General features: G+C 71.2%; 17 protein-coding genes. 13 read left to right on the plus strand and 4 right to left on the minus strand.

Translation table 11 applies throughout. The annotated features are described in order from the left end of the window. Positions 1-101: 101 nt before the first annotated feature. The 11 genes from BA062_RS10225 to BA062_RS10275 are packed head-to-tail and all read left to right on the plus strand — an operon-like array spanning position 102 to position 10,970. Positions 102-635 (plus strand): MaoC family dehydratase, encoded by a 534-nt coding sequence (locus BA062_RS10225; protein WP_110335820.1) that lies wholly within the window; start codon positions 102-104, stop codon positions 633-635. 7 nt (positions 636-642) lie between these two features. Then, positions 643-1,842: a CaiB/BaiF CoA transferase family protein gene (locus BA062_RS10230; protein ID WP_110335821.1), complete on the plus strand. Its 1,200-nt coding sequence runs from the start codon at positions 643-645 to the stop codon at positions 1,840-1,842. Positions 1,843-1,865: 23 nt separating this feature from the next. Further along, positions 1,866-3,029: an acyl-CoA dehydrogenase family protein gene (locus BA062_RS10235; protein WP_110335822.1), complete on the plus strand. Its 1,164-nt coding sequence runs from the start codon at positions 1,866-1,868 to the stop codon at positions 3,027-3,029. After that, positions 3,019-4,275 (plus strand): amino acid ABC transporter substrate-binding protein, encoded by a 1,257-nt coding sequence (locus tag BA062_RS10240; RefSeq protein ID WP_110335823.1) that lies wholly within the window; start codon positions 3,019-3,021, stop codon positions 4,273-4,275. Before BA062_RS10235 ends, BA062_RS10240 begins: the two co-directional genes overlap by 11 nt. 56 nt (positions 4,276-4,331) lie before the next feature. After that, on the plus strand, positions 4,332-5,219 hold the full coding sequence (locus tag BA062_RS10245) for a branched-chain amino acid ABC transporter permease (protein WP_110335824.1): 888 nt from the start codon (positions 4,332-4,334) through the stop codon (positions 5,217-5,219). Further along, on the plus strand, positions 5,212-6,261 hold the full coding sequence (locus tag BA062_RS10250; RefSeq protein WP_110335825.1) for a branched-chain amino acid ABC transporter permease: 1,050 nt from the start codon (positions 5,212-5,214) through the stop codon (positions 6,259-6,261). Before BA062_RS10245 ends, BA062_RS10250 begins: the two co-directional genes overlap by 8 nt. Further along, on the plus strand, positions 6,258-6,998 hold the full coding sequence (locus BA062_RS10255; RefSeq protein ID WP_110335826.1) for an ABC transporter ATP-binding protein: 741 nt from the start codon (positions 6,258-6,260) through the stop codon (positions 6,996-6,998). Before BA062_RS10250 ends, BA062_RS10255 begins: the two co-directional genes overlap by 4 nt. Continuing rightward, positions 6,979-7,758, plus strand: coding sequence for an ABC transporter ATP-binding protein (locus BA062_RS10260; protein WP_110335827.1), 780 nt, complete (start codon positions 6,979-6,981; stop codon positions 7,756-7,758). Before BA062_RS10255 ends, BA062_RS10260 begins: the two co-directional genes overlap by 20 nt. Next, a complete protein-coding gene (locus BA062_RS10265) occupies positions 7,755-9,134 on the plus strand; it encodes an MmgE/PrpD family protein (RefSeq protein WP_110335828.1) in 1,380 nt (459 codons plus the stop codon). Before BA062_RS10260 ends, BA062_RS10265 begins: the two co-directional genes overlap by 4 nt. Continuing rightward, positions 9,131-9,958, plus strand: a complete 828-nt coding sequence (locus tag BA062_RS10270; protein ID WP_245959759.1) for an HpcH/HpaI aldolase/citrate lyase family protein — start codon at positions 9,131-9,133, stop codon at positions 9,956-9,958. The genes BA062_RS10265 and BA062_RS10270 overlap by 4 nt, the downstream gene beginning before the upstream one ends. Before the next feature lie 4 nt (positions 9,959-9,962). Continuing rightward, positions 9,963-10,970 (plus strand): LLM class flavin-dependent oxidoreductase, encoded by a 1,008-nt coding sequence (locus tag BA062_RS10275; protein WP_110335829.1) that lies wholly within the window; start codon positions 9,963-9,965, stop codon positions 10,968-10,970. Here BA062_RS10275 and rnhA read toward each other — a convergent pair. The 3 genes from rnhA to BA062_RS10290 all read right to left on the minus strand — a co-directional run bounded on the left by rnhA (position 10,960) and on the right by BA062_RS10290 (position 12,987). Continuing rightward, positions 10,960-11,409 (minus strand): ribonuclease HI, encoded by a 450-nt coding sequence (rnhA, locus tag BA062_RS10280; RefSeq protein ID WP_110337184.1) that lies wholly within the window; start codon positions 11,407-11,409, stop codon positions 10,960-10,962. The two genes, BA062_RS10275 and rnhA, sit on opposite strands and share 11 nt — an antisense overlap. 36 nt (positions 11,410-11,445) lie before the next feature. Continuing rightward, positions 11,446-12,228: a polysaccharide deacetylase family protein gene (locus BA062_RS10285; RefSeq protein WP_110335830.1), complete on the minus strand. Its 783-nt coding sequence runs from the start codon at positions 12,226-12,228 to the stop codon at positions 11,446-11,448. A 132-nt stretch (positions 12,229-12,360) separates the two neighbouring features. After that, entirely contained in the window at positions 12,361-12,987 is a 627-nt protein-coding gene (locus BA062_RS10290) for a class I SAM-dependent methyltransferase (protein WP_110335831.1), read from the minus strand. A gap of 195 nt (positions 12,988-13,182) precedes the next feature. On the opposite strand from BA062_RS10290, the gene BA062_RS10295 reads away from it, so the two are divergent. Then, a complete protein-coding gene (locus BA062_RS10295) occupies positions 13,183-13,779 on the plus strand; it encodes a helix-turn-helix domain-containing protein (RefSeq protein WP_110335832.1) in 597 nt (198 codons plus the stop codon). Between the two features lie 29 nt (positions 13,780-13,808). Here the strand turns inward: BA062_RS10295 and BA062_RS10300 are convergent, their stop codons facing one another. Then, a complete protein-coding gene (locus tag BA062_RS10300) occupies positions 13,809-14,387 on the minus strand; it encodes a dihydrofolate reductase family protein (protein ID WP_110335833.1) in 579 nt (192 codons plus the stop codon). Between the two features lie 177 nt (positions 14,388-14,564). Here BA062_RS10300 and BA062_RS10305 point away from each other — a divergent pair, with 177 nt between their 5' ends. Continuing rightward, entirely contained in the window at positions 14,565-15,950 is a 1,386-nt protein-coding gene (locus BA062_RS10305) for a M14 family zinc carboxypeptidase (protein WP_110335834.1), read from the plus strand.

Raw genomic sequence — 15,950 nt, forward strand, 5'->3', positions numbered from 1 at the left:
ACATCGGAACGAAGACCGATCGGAAATCTTTGGGAGATAACCGATCAAGACGCAGACTGCGTCTTGACGGCAATACGTCTGACGTTTTAGCGTTCGGGGTCATGAGTGCTACGTCGCCACAGGTTCGGCAGGGATGGCAGGGGCGGTTCTACGAGGACTTCGAGGTCGGCGACATCTACCGTCATCCCCTCGGGCGCACGGTCAGCGAGACCGACAACACCTGGTTCACGTTGCTGAGCATGAACACCAACCAGGCACACTTCAACGCCCAGCACGCCGCGGAGTCGGAGTTCGGCAAACCACTCGTGGTGTCCACGCTGACGCTCGCGATCGCGATCGGCCAGAGCGTCACCGACGTCACCCAGAACGCCTTCGCCAACCTCGGGCTCGACGACGTGAAGTTCTCCCACCCCGTCTTCGCGGGCGACACGTTGTGGTCGGAGTCGATCGTGCTGTCCAAACGGGAGTCGGGCAGCAGGCCGAAGGCCGGCATCGTCACCATTCGCACGCGCACGCTCAACCAGGACGGTGCCGTGGTGTGCAGCTTCGTCCGCACCTTCTACGTCCACAAGCACGGTGCACAGGCGGGCAGGGACTCGTTCCCGGTCGCCGCCGAGCCGCTGACCGTGAACTGAGGCGCGCATGCTCCCGTTGCAGGACGTCAGGATCGTCTCGCTCGAACAGTACGGCGCGGGCCCGTTCGGCTCGCTGCACCTGGCCGAGCTGGGCGCCGAGATCATCAAGATCGAGGACCCTTCGGCCGGCGGAGACGTCGGGCGCACGGTGCCGCCGTACACGCGGGGGGAGGACTCGCTGTTCTTCGAGTCCTTCAACCGCAACAAGTCCAGCATCTCCCTGGACATGGCCACGCCCGAGGGCCGCGCCGTGTTCGAGGACCTCGTGCGCGAGGCCGACGCCGTCTACTCCAACCTGCGCGGCGACGTGCCGGCGAAGCTGCGCATCACCTACGACGACCTCAAGCACGTCAACCCTGCCATCGTGTGCTGCTCGCTGTCGGGCTTCGGGATGACCGGCCCGCGGGTCAAGGAACCCGGGTACGACTACATCCTCCAGGGCCTCGCGGGCTGGATGTCCGTGGGCGGAGAGCCGGACGGCCCGCCGCAGAAGACCGGACTGTCCATGGTGGACTACAGCGGTGGGCTCGTCGCCGCGATCGCGCTCGTATCCGGCATCCACGCGGCCCGTCGCGACGGCACCGGCATGGACTGCGACGTGAGCCTCTACGACACGGCGATCAGCATGCTGACCTACCTCGCCACGTGGCACCTGAGCGCGGGCCACGAGCCGCGGCGCACCGCCCGGTCGGCGCACCCTTCGCTGGTGCCCTTCCAGACGTTCCCCGCGAGCGACGGCTGGCTGGTGATCGGCTGCGCCAAGGAGAAGTTCTGGCAGCGGCTCGTCACCATCATCGGCAGGGAGGACCTGCTGGAGGACCCCCGGTTCCGCACCTTCACCGACCGGGCCGAACACCACGGCGAACTCGAGAAGATCCTCGACGCCGAGCTGGCCAGGGCGACCGTGGCCCAGTGGCTGGAGAAGATGCGCGCGGCGGCGATCCCGTGCGCGCCCATCAACAGCATCCCGCAGGCACTCGCCGACGAGCAGGCGCTCGCCCGCGAGCTCGTGGTCGCCACCGACCACCCGGTGTTCGGCACGGTCCGCGGGGTCGCCTCCCCGGTCCGCGTCGGGCCCGCGCGCGCCACACCTCACCGGGCGCCGCAGCGGGGCGAGCACACCGAATCACTGCTGCGTGACCTGCTCGGCTATTCGGCCGAGCACATCGCCGGCATCCGCGCGGCGGGCGCCTTCGGCACCGGCTGACCCATCCCCACCAGGAGTGACGAATGGACTTCTCGTTCAACGACGAACAACGGCTGTTCCGCGACACGCTGCGCGACTTCGTGGACAAGGAGATCATCCCGGTCGCGCGCGACTGGGAGCAGTCGGGCCGCTACCCGACCGAGATCGTCGCCACGATGCGGCAACTGGGCCTCTTCGGGCTCGCCGTGCCCCAGTCCTACGGCGGCCTCGGTGCCGACACGGTGTCGTTCGTGCTCACCTTCGAGGAGCTCTCGCGCGGCTGGATGGGCATCGCGGGCATCCTCGGCAGCCATTCGGTGTCGTGCTTCATGATCGCCAGGCACGGCACCGAGGAGCAGAAGGCGCGGTACCTGCCGAGGCTCGCGACCGGCGAGCTGCGCACCGGCATCGCACTGACCGAGCCGGGCGCGGGCACCGACCTGCAGGGAATCCGCACCACCGCGCGGCTCGACGGCGACCACTACGTCGTGAACGGCTCCAAGATGTGGATCACCAACGCCCGCCACGCCAACCCGCTGCCGGTACTGGTCAAGACCGACCCCACGGCGAGCCCCGCCCACCGCGGCATGAGCGTGCTGCTCGTGGACACCACGTCCGAGGGCTTCACGGTGGAGAAGGACATCCCGAAGCTCGGCTACAAGGGCACCGAGTCGTGTGAGCTGCGGCTCGACAACGTGCGCGTGCCCCGCTCGGCGTTGCTCGGCGGTGTGGAGGGCACGGGGCTGCGGCAGGCACTGTCCTCGTTGGAGACCGGGAGGGTCAACATCTCGGCCCGCTCGGTCGGCATCGCCCAGCGCGCCTACGAGGAGGCGCTGCGCTACGCCAGGGAACGTGAGGCGTTCGGCCGGGCGATCGGCGACTTCCAGGCCGTGCAGCTCAAGCTCGCCGAGATCGCGATCCAGCTGCAGGCGGCGCGGCTCATGACCTACTGGGCGGCGTCGCAGATGGACGCCGGCGTGCGGATGGACGCCGAGTCGGGCATGGCGAAGGTGTTCAGCTCGGAGACCGCCCTGCAGTGCGCGCTCGACGCGATGCGCATCCACGGCGGCTACGGCTACTCCGCGGAGTTCGAGGTGGAACGGCTCTACCGCGACGCTCCGCTCATGGCGATCGGTGAGGGCACCAACGACGTGCTGCGCACCGTGATCGCCAAGGCGCTGCTCGGGGGTAAGGCCCATGTGGGGTAGGCGGGCCCGAGGAGTCGTCGCCGCGCTCGCCGGGCTCGGCCTGCTCGCGGCGGGGTGTGCCGAGCCGCCCGCCGCCGACGACCCGAACGGGCCGATCCGCATCGGGGCGGCCGTGTCCGACACCGGCAAGTACTCGATCGAGGGCCAGGCGGTCAAGCGCGGCTACCAGCTGTGGGCCGACATGGTGAACAACGAGCTCGGCGGCATCCAGGTCGGTGATCGCAAGCGCAAGGTCGAGATCGTCTACTACGACGACCAGTCCGACCCCGAGCAAGCCGTCCGGCTCACGCAGCGGCTGATCAGCGAGGACGGCATCGACTTCATCTTCGGCTCGTACTCGTCGGGGCTCACCATCGCCGCGTCGGCGGTGACCGAGCCGAACAAGCGGATCCTCTTCGCGGGCGGCGCCGCGGCCGACACCGTGTTCAGCCAGGGCTCGGACTACGTGTTCAGCCCGCTGACCAACACGAGCCGCTACACCGAGTCGGCGCTGCGGGAGCTCGCCAAACGCGGGGTGAAGACCATCGGCATCCTGCACACCGACGAGGCGCCGATGGTGGACATCCAGGAAGCCACCGAGAAGCTCGCCGGCGAGCTCGGCATCCAGGTGGTCGGCACGCAGCGGGTGCCCAGCGACGCCAACGACATCCGGGGCGCGGTGACCCAGCTGCGCCAGGCGAACCCCGACGTGCTCGTCGAGGCAGGGCACACGCTGATGGGCGTGCTGACCGTGCAGACCATGCGGAGCATGGACTGGGCGCCCAGGTACGTGGTGATGATCCAGGCGCCCACCGAGCACAGCTTCGTGGAGCAGCTCGGCCCGGCCGCGACGGAGGGCATCATGGCGCCGACGCAGTGGCACGCCTCCGCGCAGTTCGCCGACGAGTACTTCGGCACCGCCGCCGACTACCGGCGCCGCTACGTCGAACGGTACGGCGAGGAGCCCTCCTACATGCCGCCCAGCGGCAGCGCCGTCGCCCTCTCGCTGCAGCTGGCCATCGAGAAGGCGGGCAGTGTCGACGTCGAGAAGGTCCGCAAGGCGCTGCTGGAGCTGGACGTCGACACGTTCTACGGCCACATCGACTACTCGGGCGAGGGCCATCCCAGTGGGCTCAAGGGCGCGAACGTCAACCGTCCGATGCTCACGATCCAGCTCAACGCCAAGGGCGAGCAGGTCGTCGTCGCCCCCGAGGAGAACGCCTCCGCGGAGATCGTCCCCATGAAGCCGTGGTCCCAGCGCAGGTAGTCCACGGCTAGCCCATCGGCGCACCGGAGCGCCGTGCTGACAAAGGAGTTACGCGTATGGGCCAGTTGAGTCAGGTGGTGCTCGACGGCATCGTGCTCGGCGGGTTCTATGCCCTCATCGCGCAGGGGCTCTCGCTGGTGTTCGGGGTGATGGGCGTGCTCAACCTCGCCCACGGCGAATGCGTGCTGATCGGCGCCTACCTCGCGTGGACCGCCCAGCACTACCTCGGGATCGACCCGCTCGTCGCACTGCCGGTGATCATGGTGCTCGGCTTCGGTTTCGGCTGGGTGCTGTGCAAGACGCTCGTGGGCAGGGTCGTGGAGCGGCCCCCGCTGATGTCGCTGCTGCTGACCTTCGGCATCGGCGCCGTCGCGCAGGGCGTGCTGCTGCGGCTGTTCAGCAGCACCCCGAGGGTGACCACGACGAGCTACTCCGACGACGTGGTGAACGTCTTCGGCCTCACGATCCCCACGCCGAGGGCGTTCATGCTCCTCGGTGCGGTGGTGATCCTGGTGCTCACGTGGGCATTGCTCAACCGCACGCGCGTCGGCCGCTCGATCCAGGCGGCGGCGCAGAACAAGGCCGCGGCGCGGGTCGTGGGCATCGACATCGGTGCCGTGTACGCGATCGCGTTCGGGATCGGCATCGCGCTGGTGTTCGCCGGCGGGACCCTGCTCGGCTCCGCGCAGGGCTTCTATCCGTTCCTCGGCCCGCTGCTGACCATGAAGGCGTTCGCGATCGTCGTGCTCGGCGGTGTGGGCCGGATGACCGGCACGGTGCTCGCGGCGATGGTGATCGGTCTCATCGAGACGATGCTGGCTTCCTACGTCCCCTCGGTCGGCACCGGTCTCGGCATCGCGGCCGCGTTCATCCTCGTGGTGCTCGTGCTCGTGGTGCGCCCCAACGGAATCAGCGGAGGAAAGCAGGTGACCGCCGGTGTCTAGCGGAACCCCCACGATCGGCACCGCGCCGCACCAGAAGGCGGCGGACCGGCTCTCCGCCGCACCCGCGCGCGGCCTCGCCTCGTCCCGGTTCGCCGACCCCCGGCTGCGGGCCGGGCTCTTCGCGGCCGGTCTCGCGGCCCTGCTGGTGACCCCGGCGTTCGGGCTGAACAACTCGGCGTTGTTGCTGCTGTCCACCGTGTTCATGTGGATCGGGCTCACGTCGAGCTGGAACATCATCTCCGGCTTCACCGGCTACGTGGACTTCGGGCACGGCGTGTTCTTCGGCATCGGCGGTTACACCGCCGGTCTGCTCGTGACGCACGTGGACATGCCCTTCTGGTACACCGTGCCGCTGGCGCCGGTGGCCGGGCTCGTCTTCGCTCTGCTCGTCGGCTACCCGCTGCTGCGGCTGCGGGGCGTGTACTTCTCGATCGCGATGCTCGGCGCCTTCATGGCGATGCGGGAGCTGGCGCTGGTGTTCCGCGACTTCACGGGCGGTTCCGGCGGCATCATCTTCAAGGCCGTGATCGACCGCACGCTGTTCTACTACGTGTTCCTCGGCATCGCGGTGGCCGTGGTGCTGGGCACGGTGTGGCTGCGGCGTTCCCAGCTCGGGTCGAGCATGCTCGCGGTGCGGGAGAACGAGATCGGCGCCGAGGCACGCGGCATCAACACCACGGCGGTGAAGCTCACGGCGTTCTGCGTGTCGGGTGCGATCACGGCGCTCATCGGCAGCCTGTGGGCCTACCAGACGGCGTTCATCGACCCGGCGATCATGTTCCGCGACATCCTGCTGATCAACCTCGCGCTCATGGTCACGCTCGGGGGCCTCGGCACCGTGTGGGGGCCCGCGCTCGGCGCGACGGTGTTCATCCTCCTGCGCGAGACGCTGTGGGGCACCGAGGGCGAGGACTTCCTGCTGTTCTTCGGGGTCGCGCTCATCGTGGTGGTCCTGGTGCTGCCCAAGGGGATCGTCGGCTCGCTCGCCGACCGAGCCCACCTGGCGAGGGCCCGGCGGGCCGGGAAGGAGGACGGCCGATGACGGCACTGCTCATGGCCGAGGGCGTCACGTGCCGCTTCGGCGGGCTGGTCGCGCTCGACGCGGTGGACTTCCACGTCGGTGAGGGCGAGATCGTGGGACTGATCGGGCCCAACGGCTCCGGCAAGTCCACGCTGCTGAGCTGCCTGTCCGCCGGTCGGCGCGCAGACGCTGGCCGGATCCGGCTGAGCGGCAGGGACATCACGCGCCGCCGTCCGTCCACAGTGGCCAGGATGGGGCTCACCAGGACGTTCCAGGACGCCCGCGTGTTCGGCGAGCTGACCGTCACGGAGAACGTCCTGCTGTCGCGGGACTGGACCCGCTTGCCCTCGTTCGGGCTGCTCCGCCCGCCGGAGCGGGCCGCGAGGGAGCGGGCGGCCATGCTGCTCGACCTGGTGGGCCTCGGCGGGCTGGCGGGAGAGAAGGCCGGCAGCCTCTCCGGCGGCCAGCAGCGGCTGCTGGAGCTGGTGATGGCGATGATGCCGGGGCCGAAGGTCGTGATGCTCGACGAGGCGACCTCGGGCGTCAATCCCGCGCTGATCGCCGAGCTGTCGCAGCACCTGCGCCTGTTGCACCGCGAGGAGCGCGTGTCCTTCGTGATCGTCGAGCACAACGTCGGGTTCGTGTTCGGCATGGCCGACCGGATCGTGGTGCTGCAGCAGGGGCGCGTGCTCGCCGAGGGGCCGCCCGCCGAGGTCAAGTCCAACCAGGAGGTCATCGATGCCTATCTCGGAGCCTGAGGCGGCACCGCGCACCGACGGCGCGGAACGCGGGCCGTTGCTGGAGGTGCGCGGGCTGCGTGCCGGGTACCGCGGCGTCGACATCCTGCACGGCGTGGACCTCGACGTCGCCGAGGGCGAGATCGTCTGCGTGGTCGGGCCCAACGGCTCCGGCAAGTCCACGGTGTTCAAGGCGCTGTACGGGCTGATCGACGTGCGCGAGGGCAGCGTCGTGTTCGGGGGCGAGGACATCACCTCGCACGGGCCGCAGCAGCTGCTGACGGCGGGGATCGCGCTCGTGCCGCAGCAGCCGGCGATCTTCCCGGCGATGACCGTCCACGAGAACATCGAGCTGGGCATGTATCTCGAACGCGACAAGGGCAAGATCCGCCGCCGCGTCGCCGAGGTGTTCGAGCTGTTCCCCAAGCTCGCCGCCCGGCGGTCGCAGCAGGCCGGGACGCTCTCCGGTGGCGAGCGGCGGGCGCTGGAGATCGGGCGCTCGCTCATGCTGCGGCCCCGGCTGGTGCTCATGGACGAGCCGTCCGTGGGCCTGTCGCCGGTGCTCGTACACGAGGTGTTCGAGCAGCTCCGCTCGCTGCGCGACGCGGCGGGCCTGACCTTCCTGATGATCGAGCAGAACGCGAAGTCCGGGCTCGAACTGAGCGACCGGGGCTACGTGATCGAACGCGGCCGCGTCACCTACTCCGGTGCGGGCGCGGAGCTGCTGGCCGACGACGAGGTACGCAGGACGTTTCTGGGCGTGGGAAAGGACAGTCGATGACAGCGACACACACTGCTGCGCAGCGGATCGCCGGGTTCACGGCGAACCTGAAGGCGGAGTCCCTGCCGGAGGAGGTCAAGGACGCCGCGGTGCTGCACGTGCTCGACACGCTCGGCTGCGGGCTCGCCGCGTCGGCGCTGGGGGAGGCGTCCTATGTGGTCTCCGGTGCGGACGAGGGAGCCGGGAACGGGCCGGCGACCGGGATCGGCGTGGCACACGGCCTGCCCGCCGCCGAGGCGGCGTTCGTCAACGGCGTGCTGTGCCACGCGCTCGACTTCGACGACACCCACCCCGACTCGGTGACCCACGTCAGCGTCGCGGTGACCCCGGCCGCGCTCGCCGCGGGTGAGGCCGCGGGTGCCGACGGCGCGACCGTGCTCGCCGCGCTGGTGGCGGGCAACGAGGTGTCGACCAGGATCGGCGCGGCGGCCGGCGGATTGTTCCATGCCAGGGGCCTGCACCCGAGCGGGGTCTGCGGGGTGTTCGGCGCGACAGCCGCCGCGGCGCGGGCGCGCGGGCTCGACGCGGCCACCACCGCGCACGCGCTCGGCATCGCGGGCAGCATGGCGTCGGGCCTGCTGGAGTTCCTCGCCGACGGCGCCGACACGAAACGCCTGCACCCCGGCTGGGCCGCCCAGGCCGGGATCACCGCCGCCCGGCTCGCCGCGCACGGCGCCACCGGGCCCGCGACGGTGTTCGAGGGCAGGCGCGGCTTCTACGCGACCTACCTCGCCGGGATCGACGTGGACCTCGGCGCGGGCCTCGCCGATCTGGGCGAGCGCTGGAACACCCCCGCGATCGCCTACAAGCCGTATCCCGCGTGCCACTACACGCACGCGCCCGTCGACGCGCTCGCGGAGCTGCTGCGGGAGCACCCGGTGCGGCCGGAGGAGGTGACGCGCTTGGTGGCGTTCACCGACAAGACCGGCGTGGACCTCGTGCTCGAACCCGCGGGGGACAAGGTGCGCCCGCGCACGCCGTACGACGCGAAGTTCAGCCTGCCCTACTGCCTGGCGAGCCTGCTCGTGCGCGGCAGCGTGGAGGTCGCGAGCTTCACCGCAGAGGCGATCACCGACGAGGCGGTGCTGGCGGTGACGCCGCGCGTCGGCTACGAGACCCGCGAGTACTCGCCGCGCCCGGACGCGTTCGGCGGCGGGGTGCGGGTGGAGACCACCGACGGTCGCACGTTCGAGGCGCAGCTGCGCTACCAGCGGGGCGGCATGGAGAACCCGATGACCGAGGACGACGTGCGCGGCAAGTACCGCGCCAACGCCGGCCTCGCGCTGGACGCCGAGGCCGTGCGGGAGCTGGAGGACGCGGTGACCACACTCGGCGAGCGGCCGGGGCTCGGTTTCCTCGCGGCGGTGCGGTCGTGACACTGGCGTTCGAGGCGGTGCGCTCCCTGCTGTTCGCGCCCGGCAAGGACGAGCGCAAGCTCACGAAGGCGCTCGCGAGCGGGGCCGACCTCGTGGTGGCCGACCTGGAGGACGCGGTGCCGCCGGGGGAGAAGGAGGCGGCACGCGAGACCATCGCGCGCGTGTTCGCCCGCGAGCCCCGTGACCGCCCGCGGTTCGTGCGGATCAACGCGCCCGGCACGGAGTGGGCCGACGGCGACCTCGCGGCGCTGGCGGACATCCGGCCGGACGGGATCATGGTGCCGAAGGCGACGCCGTCGGCGCTCGCCGCCCTCGGCGAGCACGGCCCGCCCGTGCTGGCGCTGATCGAGACCGCCGCCGGGGTGCGGGAGGCCTACGAGACCGCCGCGCACCCGAGGGTCGCCGCACTGATGCTGGGCGGCGCCGACCTCGCCGCCGAGGCGAACCTGGAGGTCAGGGCCGACGGGCAGGAGCTGCTGCACGCCCGCTCGACGCTCGTGTTCGCCTCCGTCGCCGCGGGCATTCGCCCGCCGTTCGACGTCGTCCACCTCGACGTGCGCGACGACGCGGGCCAGGAGGCGGAGGCCCGGCTGGCCCGATCACTCGGCTTCGGCGGCAAGGCGTGCGTGCATCCCGCGCAGCTCTCCGGGGTGCACCGCGTCTTCACCCCGACCGAGGCGGAGACGGCGCACGCGAAAGCCGTGCTCGCCGCGTTCGACGACGCGGCCGGGCGCGGCGAGTCCGTGGTGCTTCTCGACGGCAAGCTCGTCGATCCGCCGATCGTGGCCAGGGCGCGTACGACGCTGGCCAGGGCCGGAGGATGACGGGATGAAGGTCGGGATCTTCCTCACCAACCAGCAGCGGCCGGGCACCGACCAGGTGCGGGCGCTGGGGGAACAGCTGACGCTGCTGCGGGCCGCGCGCGACGGCGGCTGGGACTCGGTGTTCGCCGGGCAGCACTACCTCAGCGAGGGCGTCACCCATATCCAGCCGCTGCCGTACCTCGCGCGGCTCGCGGCCGAGGCGGGGGAGATGCGGGTCGGCATCGGCATCCTCCTGCTCGCGCTGCAGAACCCGGTGGAGGTCGCGGAGAACTACGCGGCGCTCGACGTCGTCACGGGCGGGCGGCTGATCTTCGGCGTCGGGCTCGGCTACCGCGAGGTCGAGTACAACGCCCTCGGCGTGCCACCGGAGGACAAGGTCCGCCGGTTCGAGGCGAACCTCGGCATCGTGAGGCGGCTGTGGGCGGGCGAGACGGTGGATGCCGACCTGCCGTGGTGCCGGCTCGACGGGGCGAAGCTGGGCCTGCTGCCCGTGCAGCGGCCCGGTCCGCCGGTGTGGATGGCCGCCAACAGCGACGGCGCGGTGCGCAGGGCTGCCCGGCTCACCGGCACCTGGATGATCAACCCGCACGCGACCGTCGACACGATCAGCAGGCAGGCGGACCTGTTCCGCGCCGAGGCCGCCGCGCACGGCAGGCCGGAGCCCGCCGAGCGGCCCGCCATGCGCGAGATCTTCTGCGCCGAGGACCGGGCGACCGCGCTCGAGCGGGCGATGCCGTACCTGAGCGACAAGTACCGCACCTACGCGCAGTGGGGTCAGCACCGGGTGATGCCAGGCCGCGAGTCGTTCGACATCCCGTACGAGCAGCTCGCCGAACAGCGGTTCGTGGTGGGCTCCCCGGAGGACTGCGTGCGCGCGCTGCTGCCGTGGCGCGACGAGCTGGGCGTCGACCACCTGATCCTGCGCACGCAGTGGGCGGGGATGCCGGTGGAGCACTCGCTGCGGTCGGTCGAGCTGCTGAGCCGGGAGGTGCTGCCGGTGCTCAGGGGGTGAGGCGCTCGCGGGCCTCCTGCACGCCCTTGACGGCGAGCTTGTCGGCACGCTCGTTCTCGGGGTGCCCGGCGTGGCCCTTCACCCAGTGCCACTCGACCTGATGCCTGCTCACCGCGGCCTCGAGGCGCTGCCACAGGTCTGCGTTCTTCACCGGCTCCCTGGTGCTGGTGAGCCAGCCGTTGCCCTTCCAGCGGGTCACCCAGCTCGTGATGCCGTTGCGGACGTAGCTGGAGTCGGTGTAGAGCTTCACCACCGAGGGGCGCGTCAGCGCCTCCAGCGCGCGGATCGGCGCCGTCAGCTCCATCCGGTTGTTGGTGGTGGTCTCGGGCTCGCCGCCGTACAGCTCGCGCTCGTGGCGGCCGTAGCGGAGCACCGCGCCCCAGCCGCCGGGGCCGGGATTGCCGCTGCACGCGCCGTCGGTGTAGATCTCCACGATCATCGGCTCGGCGGCGTCCACGCGGCGAGGTTAGCAACCTCAGGGGAAGCCGAGCTCGTAGCCCTGCGCCAACAGCCACGGCAGCAGCTCGGCCAGTGCCGCCACCGTCTGCTCGCGCTGGCCACCGCCGTCGTGCAGCAGCACCACCGCGCCCGGTTCGACGCCCTCCTTGACGGCGGCGACGATCCGCTCGGTGCCCGGAAGCGTCCAGTCGCGGGAGTCGACCGACCACGCGAGCGAGCGCATGCCGTTGCGGGCCGCGACGGCGCTCGTCCGCTCCGACCAGTTCCCGGCGGGCGCACGGAAATAGGGAACGGGCACATCGCGGCCCGCGGCGATCTGCAGATCGGTCCAGCCGCCCATGACCTCGGCCGTGATGCGCTGTTCGCTGCGCGTGCGCAGGTCCTGGTCGTGGCTGACGGTGTGGTCGCACAGGCGCATGCCGCGCGCCAGCACCTGCTGGACGAGCTCGGGATGGCGGCGGGCCTCGGAGCCCAGCATGCAGAACGTCGCCACGGCGTCGTGTTCGGACAGCAGGTCGAGAATTCGCGGCGTGTAGACCGGATCGGGGCCGTCGTCGAACGTGAGCGCGACGACCCGGCCGGGACGATCGGTGTGCCGGACCACCTCGGCGGCGACCGGAGGCGGTGTCGCGCGGGCAGGCGTGGATGTCGCGTGGCCGAGCGGATTCGCGGCCGTGGGCGCGCCCACGGCCGACGAGGTGCGCAGCGCGGCGACGGCGAACGTGGTGACCGTGACCAGCGTCAGGATCAGCACGGCCCAGCGATAACAGTAGGGAGGCCGCAGCACGCGGTGGCGCATGCCGTAGCACGATAAGGTGAAATTGTCCTCGGACGAGTGAACGAATTGCGCGTGTCGTCTTTTTCGATCGCATTCGAGGTCATTCGGTGACCATGTCCGGCGCGGCTGAGGCGCCTGGCCGGACCAACCGGTTCAGTGGCGGCGGTGGGCTTTGACGACCACGTCGTGGATCGAGACCTCCCGGCCGCCGGGACCGGTCACGGTCCGGTGCGGCTCCTCGGCGGTGGCGATCGCCCACGTGGCCGGGTCGAGACGCGCCGTGATGCCGGCGGCCGTCGCGGAGGCCGAGGCGGGTGGCCCGGTCTCACGGTGCCGGTGCCCGTCGTGATGGAGGTGGCCGACGATCAGCAGGGTGCCCGCAGGGGCGACCCACGACGCGATGCGGTCGTAGAAGTCGAGCTGCGGCATCGCGGGGTGTGCGTAGTGCGTGGTGACCAGGTCGTAGCGGGCGTCCGGTTCCCATGTGGACAGATCCGCCTCGACCCACCGCACCCGGCTCGCGCCACCGCCGGCGGTGACGCGCGCAGCCCCACGGGCGAGCGCCGCGGTGGCGATGTCCGCCGCGGTGACCTGCCAGCCACGCGTGGCGAGCCAGACCGCCTCGGCCCCGGCGCCGCAGCCCGCGTCGAGGGCCGTCCCCGGCGTCAGGCCGCGCACGTGCCGCACCAGGTGCGGGTTGGGCTGACTCGCGCCCATCGACGCGGCGCGCTCGCCCTGCCAGATCCGGTCCCAGTACTCCTTGTCGAACGAGTGCGTCATCGGGCGTCGTCCTCGCCGGCGTTGAGGTGCTGCGCCGCGCCATCCCCTGCGACCACCACGTCTCGAATCGCACCCGCTTGTTCTGCCACGTCCTGTCCTCTCGACGAACCCGCGGCCGCTCACCGGCCGCGTCTTTTACAGTGGCCACTGCCGGGCAAAATGGCAAAGTTATTTGCCGAATGGCAAACTGGATCGGTGAACGACACGATCGGCCGCACCCTCGACGCCGTCGGACCCCGGCTCAAGCAACTGCGACAGCGCCGCGAGATCACACTGACCGACCTCGCCGAGGAGACCGGCATCTCCGCCACCACCCTGTCCCGGCTCGAGGCCGGGCTGCGCCGCCCCACCCTCGAGCAGCTCCTGCCCCTGGCCCGCGCGTACGGCGTCACCCTGGACGAGCTCGTCGACGCACCGCCGACCGGCGACCCACGCGTCAACCTGCGTCCGATCCGCAGCGGCGACGGATCCACCATCCTGCCCCTGACCCGGCGGCCGGGCGGCATCCAGGCCTACAAGTTCATCCTCCCGGCGGGACGCGACGACACCGAACCCGATCTCCGCACCCACGAGGGTTACGACTGGGCCTTCGTCCTCAACGGCAGGCTCCGGCTCGTGCTCGGCGAGCACGACCTCGTTCTCGAACCCGGTGAGGCCGTCGAGTTCGACACCCGAACCCCGCACTGGTTCGGCGCCACCAGCTCCGGACCCGTGGAGTTCCTCAGCCTGGTCGGCAAACAGGGTGAACGCGCTCACGTCCGTGCCGCCCCCAAGCGGCGCGGCACCGCCTAGCCGCGGTTTCGCCGGTGCCGCGGCGCCTGCTAACGCACGACCTGGTAGCGCAGGTGGATCGCGTCGCGGCCCTGGAGTCGCCGGACGAGCCGCAGCTCGACGGGGGCGGCGCCCCGGTCGCCGAACAGGCGCCTGCCCGCGCCGAGGAGGACGGGCACGAGGTGGAGCTCCAGCTCGTCGAGCTGGCCCGCCTCCAGCAGCGCCCGCGCCGCTCCGGCGCCGTGCACGAGGATGGCGCGGTCACCCGCCGCGGCCCTGGCCTCGGCGGCACAGGCGGCGACATCGGTGTAGAAGCGGGCGCTGCCCGGCGGGTCGTCACCGTCGTCGACGTGATGCGTCAGCACGTGGATCGGCACCCCGTCGTGGTGGTCGCCCTGCCACCGGCCCGCCAGCTCGAACGTCCGCCTGCCGGAGATCACGGCACCGGTCGCCAACGCCTCGCGGAACACCTGCCCGTCCGGCCCCTCGGACTGCCTGTGGTCGAGCCAGTTGAACAGGCGCCCGCCGCCCTGGCCGAGTTCCTGGCCAGGCCGGTCGTCCGGCCCTGCGATGAAGCCGTCCAGCGACATGGCCATGTACAACCTGATCGGCGCGGTCTCTCGTGTCATCGGATCATCCTTTCCTCGTGACTGCCACTTGCCTACGCGTCGAACACGGGGGGCGCTTTTCGACACACCCTGCTCCCGGGCGAGGCCAAGCCGGTGAACCCGGGCCCGCGCCCTTGGTGGGTGCCGGGACGGGGGACGAGACTCTCGGGCGCGGCCGAATCCGAGGGAGGACCATCCGTGCTGTCCGAGTGGCTGGTCAAGGAGATCGACGAGGTTCCTCCGTTCACCGCGTTCGCCGGGGTCGACGAGCTGCACCGGCGGCTGCGTGCCGTGGCCTCGGCGTACCCGGAGATCACGCGCCTGCGCCGGGTGGGCACGTCGCGGCAGGGGGAGCCGTTGCTGTGCCTGTCCGTCGACGCGGACGCGGACCTGCCGGTGGCGCTCGTGTTCGGGCTCCCGCACCCCAACGAGCCCATCGGCGGGCTGACCGCGCTGCACCTGGCCGAGCGCCTGTGTGCCGACGCCGGCCTGCGGGAACGGCTGGGACACCGCTGGGAGATCATCGCGTGCATCGACCCCGATGGCCTGCGGCTCAACGAGGGCTGGCTCGCCGGACCGTTCACCCGCGAGCACTACTCGCGCCACTTCTACCGGCCCGCGGGCGGCGACCAGGTGGAGTGGACCTTTCCGCTCGACTACAAGGACGCCTACTTCGACGCGGCGCTGCCGGAGACCCAGGCGCTCATGCGGCTGATCGACCAGCTGCGCCCGGCGCTCGTCTGCTCGCTGCACAACAGCGAACTCGGCGGCGTCTACTACTACCTCAACCGGCCCGAGACCGTGCTGTACCCGGTGCTGCAGGAGATCCCGCAGCTGCTGGGGCTGCCGCTCGACCGCGGCGAGCCGGAGGGACCGCACATGGTCCGCCTGGCCGACGCCGTCTTCCGCGCCTCGTCGATCCGGCCCGCGTACGACCGGCTGGTGGAGAACGGAGGCCGGTGGCCGGGCGACTCGGGGGACAACACCGCGTCCTATGCCCAGCGCTACGGGGCGCTGGCGCTCATCAGCGAGGTGCCGCACTGGAAGGACTCGGCCACGGCCGACGAGACGCCGTCGGACACGCCGTACTCCGCGGCGCTCGCCACGAAGGCGAGCCACCTCGACGAGTTGCACGCGGTGCTGCGGGCCGGCCTCGATGCCGTGGAGGGCGGTCTCATGGTCCCCGACTCTCCGTACTGGCGGGCGACCCGGTTCTTCGCCACCTTCCTTTCCGGTGCGGCGGAATCGGCGCGCCAGCGCAGCGGGCTGGCCGAATCGCGGCGCCCGGCGACGGTCGCCGAGGTCGCCTCGCTGGCGGGCGACGTCCATTGTTTCCGCCTGCGCTACGGCGGAATCCTTCTCCGCGCGCTGGACGGGGAACTGGCCGTCGGCAACGTCCGCTCCGCCGTGCGGGCGGCGAGGGAGCGGGTCGCGTCGCGCTACGACCGCTGGCTCGCCGAGGATGCCGCGGTGGAGGCCTACGAGGTGATCCCGATCCGTCCCCTCGTGGCCACGCAGTACGCCGCCACGATCGCCGCCGCCGAGTACCTCACCTCCCGCGCCGCCATGCCCGCGTCCGGGTGA

The sequence above is a fragment of the Prauserella flavalba genome, from assembly GCF_003202235.1.
GTDB classification, from domain to species: Bacteria; Actinomycetota; Actinomycetes; order Mycobacteriales; family Pseudonocardiaceae; genus Prauserella_A; species Prauserella_A flavalba.

Excerpts from the sequence above, each read along its gene's own strand:
- BA062_RS10290 (WP_110335831.1), bottom strand. The coding sequence starts at position 12,987 with ATGACGCACTCGTTCGACAAGGAGTACTGGGACCGGATCTGGCAGGGC.
- BA062_RS10245 (WP_110335824.1), top strand. The coding sequence starts at position 4,332 with ATGGGCCAGTTGAGTCAGGTGGTGCTCGACGGCATCGTGCTCGGCGGG.
- BA062_RS10285 (WP_110335830.1), bottom strand. The coding sequence starts at position 12,228 with ATGCGCCACCGCGTGCTGCGGCCTCCCTACTGTTATCGCTGGGCCGTG.
- BA062_RS10235 (WP_110335822.1), top strand. The coding sequence starts at position 1,866 with ATGGACTTCTCGTTCAACGACGAACAACGGCTGTTCCGCGACACGCTG.
- BA062_RS10230 (WP_110335821.1), top strand. The coding sequence starts at position 643 with ATGCTCCCGTTGCAGGACGTCAGGATCGTCTCGCTCGAACAGTACGGC.
- BA062_RS10265 (WP_110335828.1), top strand. The coding sequence starts at position 7,755 with ATGACAGCGACACACACTGCTGCGCAGCGGATCGCCGGGTTCACGGCG.
- BA062_RS10300 (WP_110335833.1), bottom strand. The coding sequence starts at position 14,387 with ATGACACGAGAGACCGCGCCGATCAGGTTGTACATGGCCATGTCGCTG.
- BA062_RS10255 (WP_110335826.1), top strand. The coding sequence starts at position 6,258 with ATGACGGCACTGCTCATGGCCGAGGGCGTCACGTGCCGCTTCGGCGGG.
- BA062_RS10225 (WP_110335820.1), top strand. The coding sequence starts at position 102 with ATGAGTGCTACGTCGCCACAGGTTCGGCAGGGATGGCAGGGGCGGTTC.
- BA062_RS10260 (WP_110335827.1), top strand. The coding sequence starts at position 6,979 with ATGCCTATCTCGGAGCCTGAGGCGGCACCGCGCACCGACGGCGCGGAA.
- rnhA (WP_110337184.1), bottom strand. The coding sequence starts at position 11,409 with ATGATCGTGGAGATCTACACCGACGGCGCGTGCAGCGGCAATCCCGGC.
- BA062_RS10240 (WP_110335823.1), top strand. The coding sequence starts at position 3,019 with ATGTGGGGTAGGCGGGCCCGAGGAGTCGTCGCCGCGCTCGCCGGGCTC.
- BA062_RS10275 (WP_110335829.1), top strand. The coding sequence starts at position 9,963 with ATGAAGGTCGGGATCTTCCTCACCAACCAGCAGCGGCCGGGCACCGAC.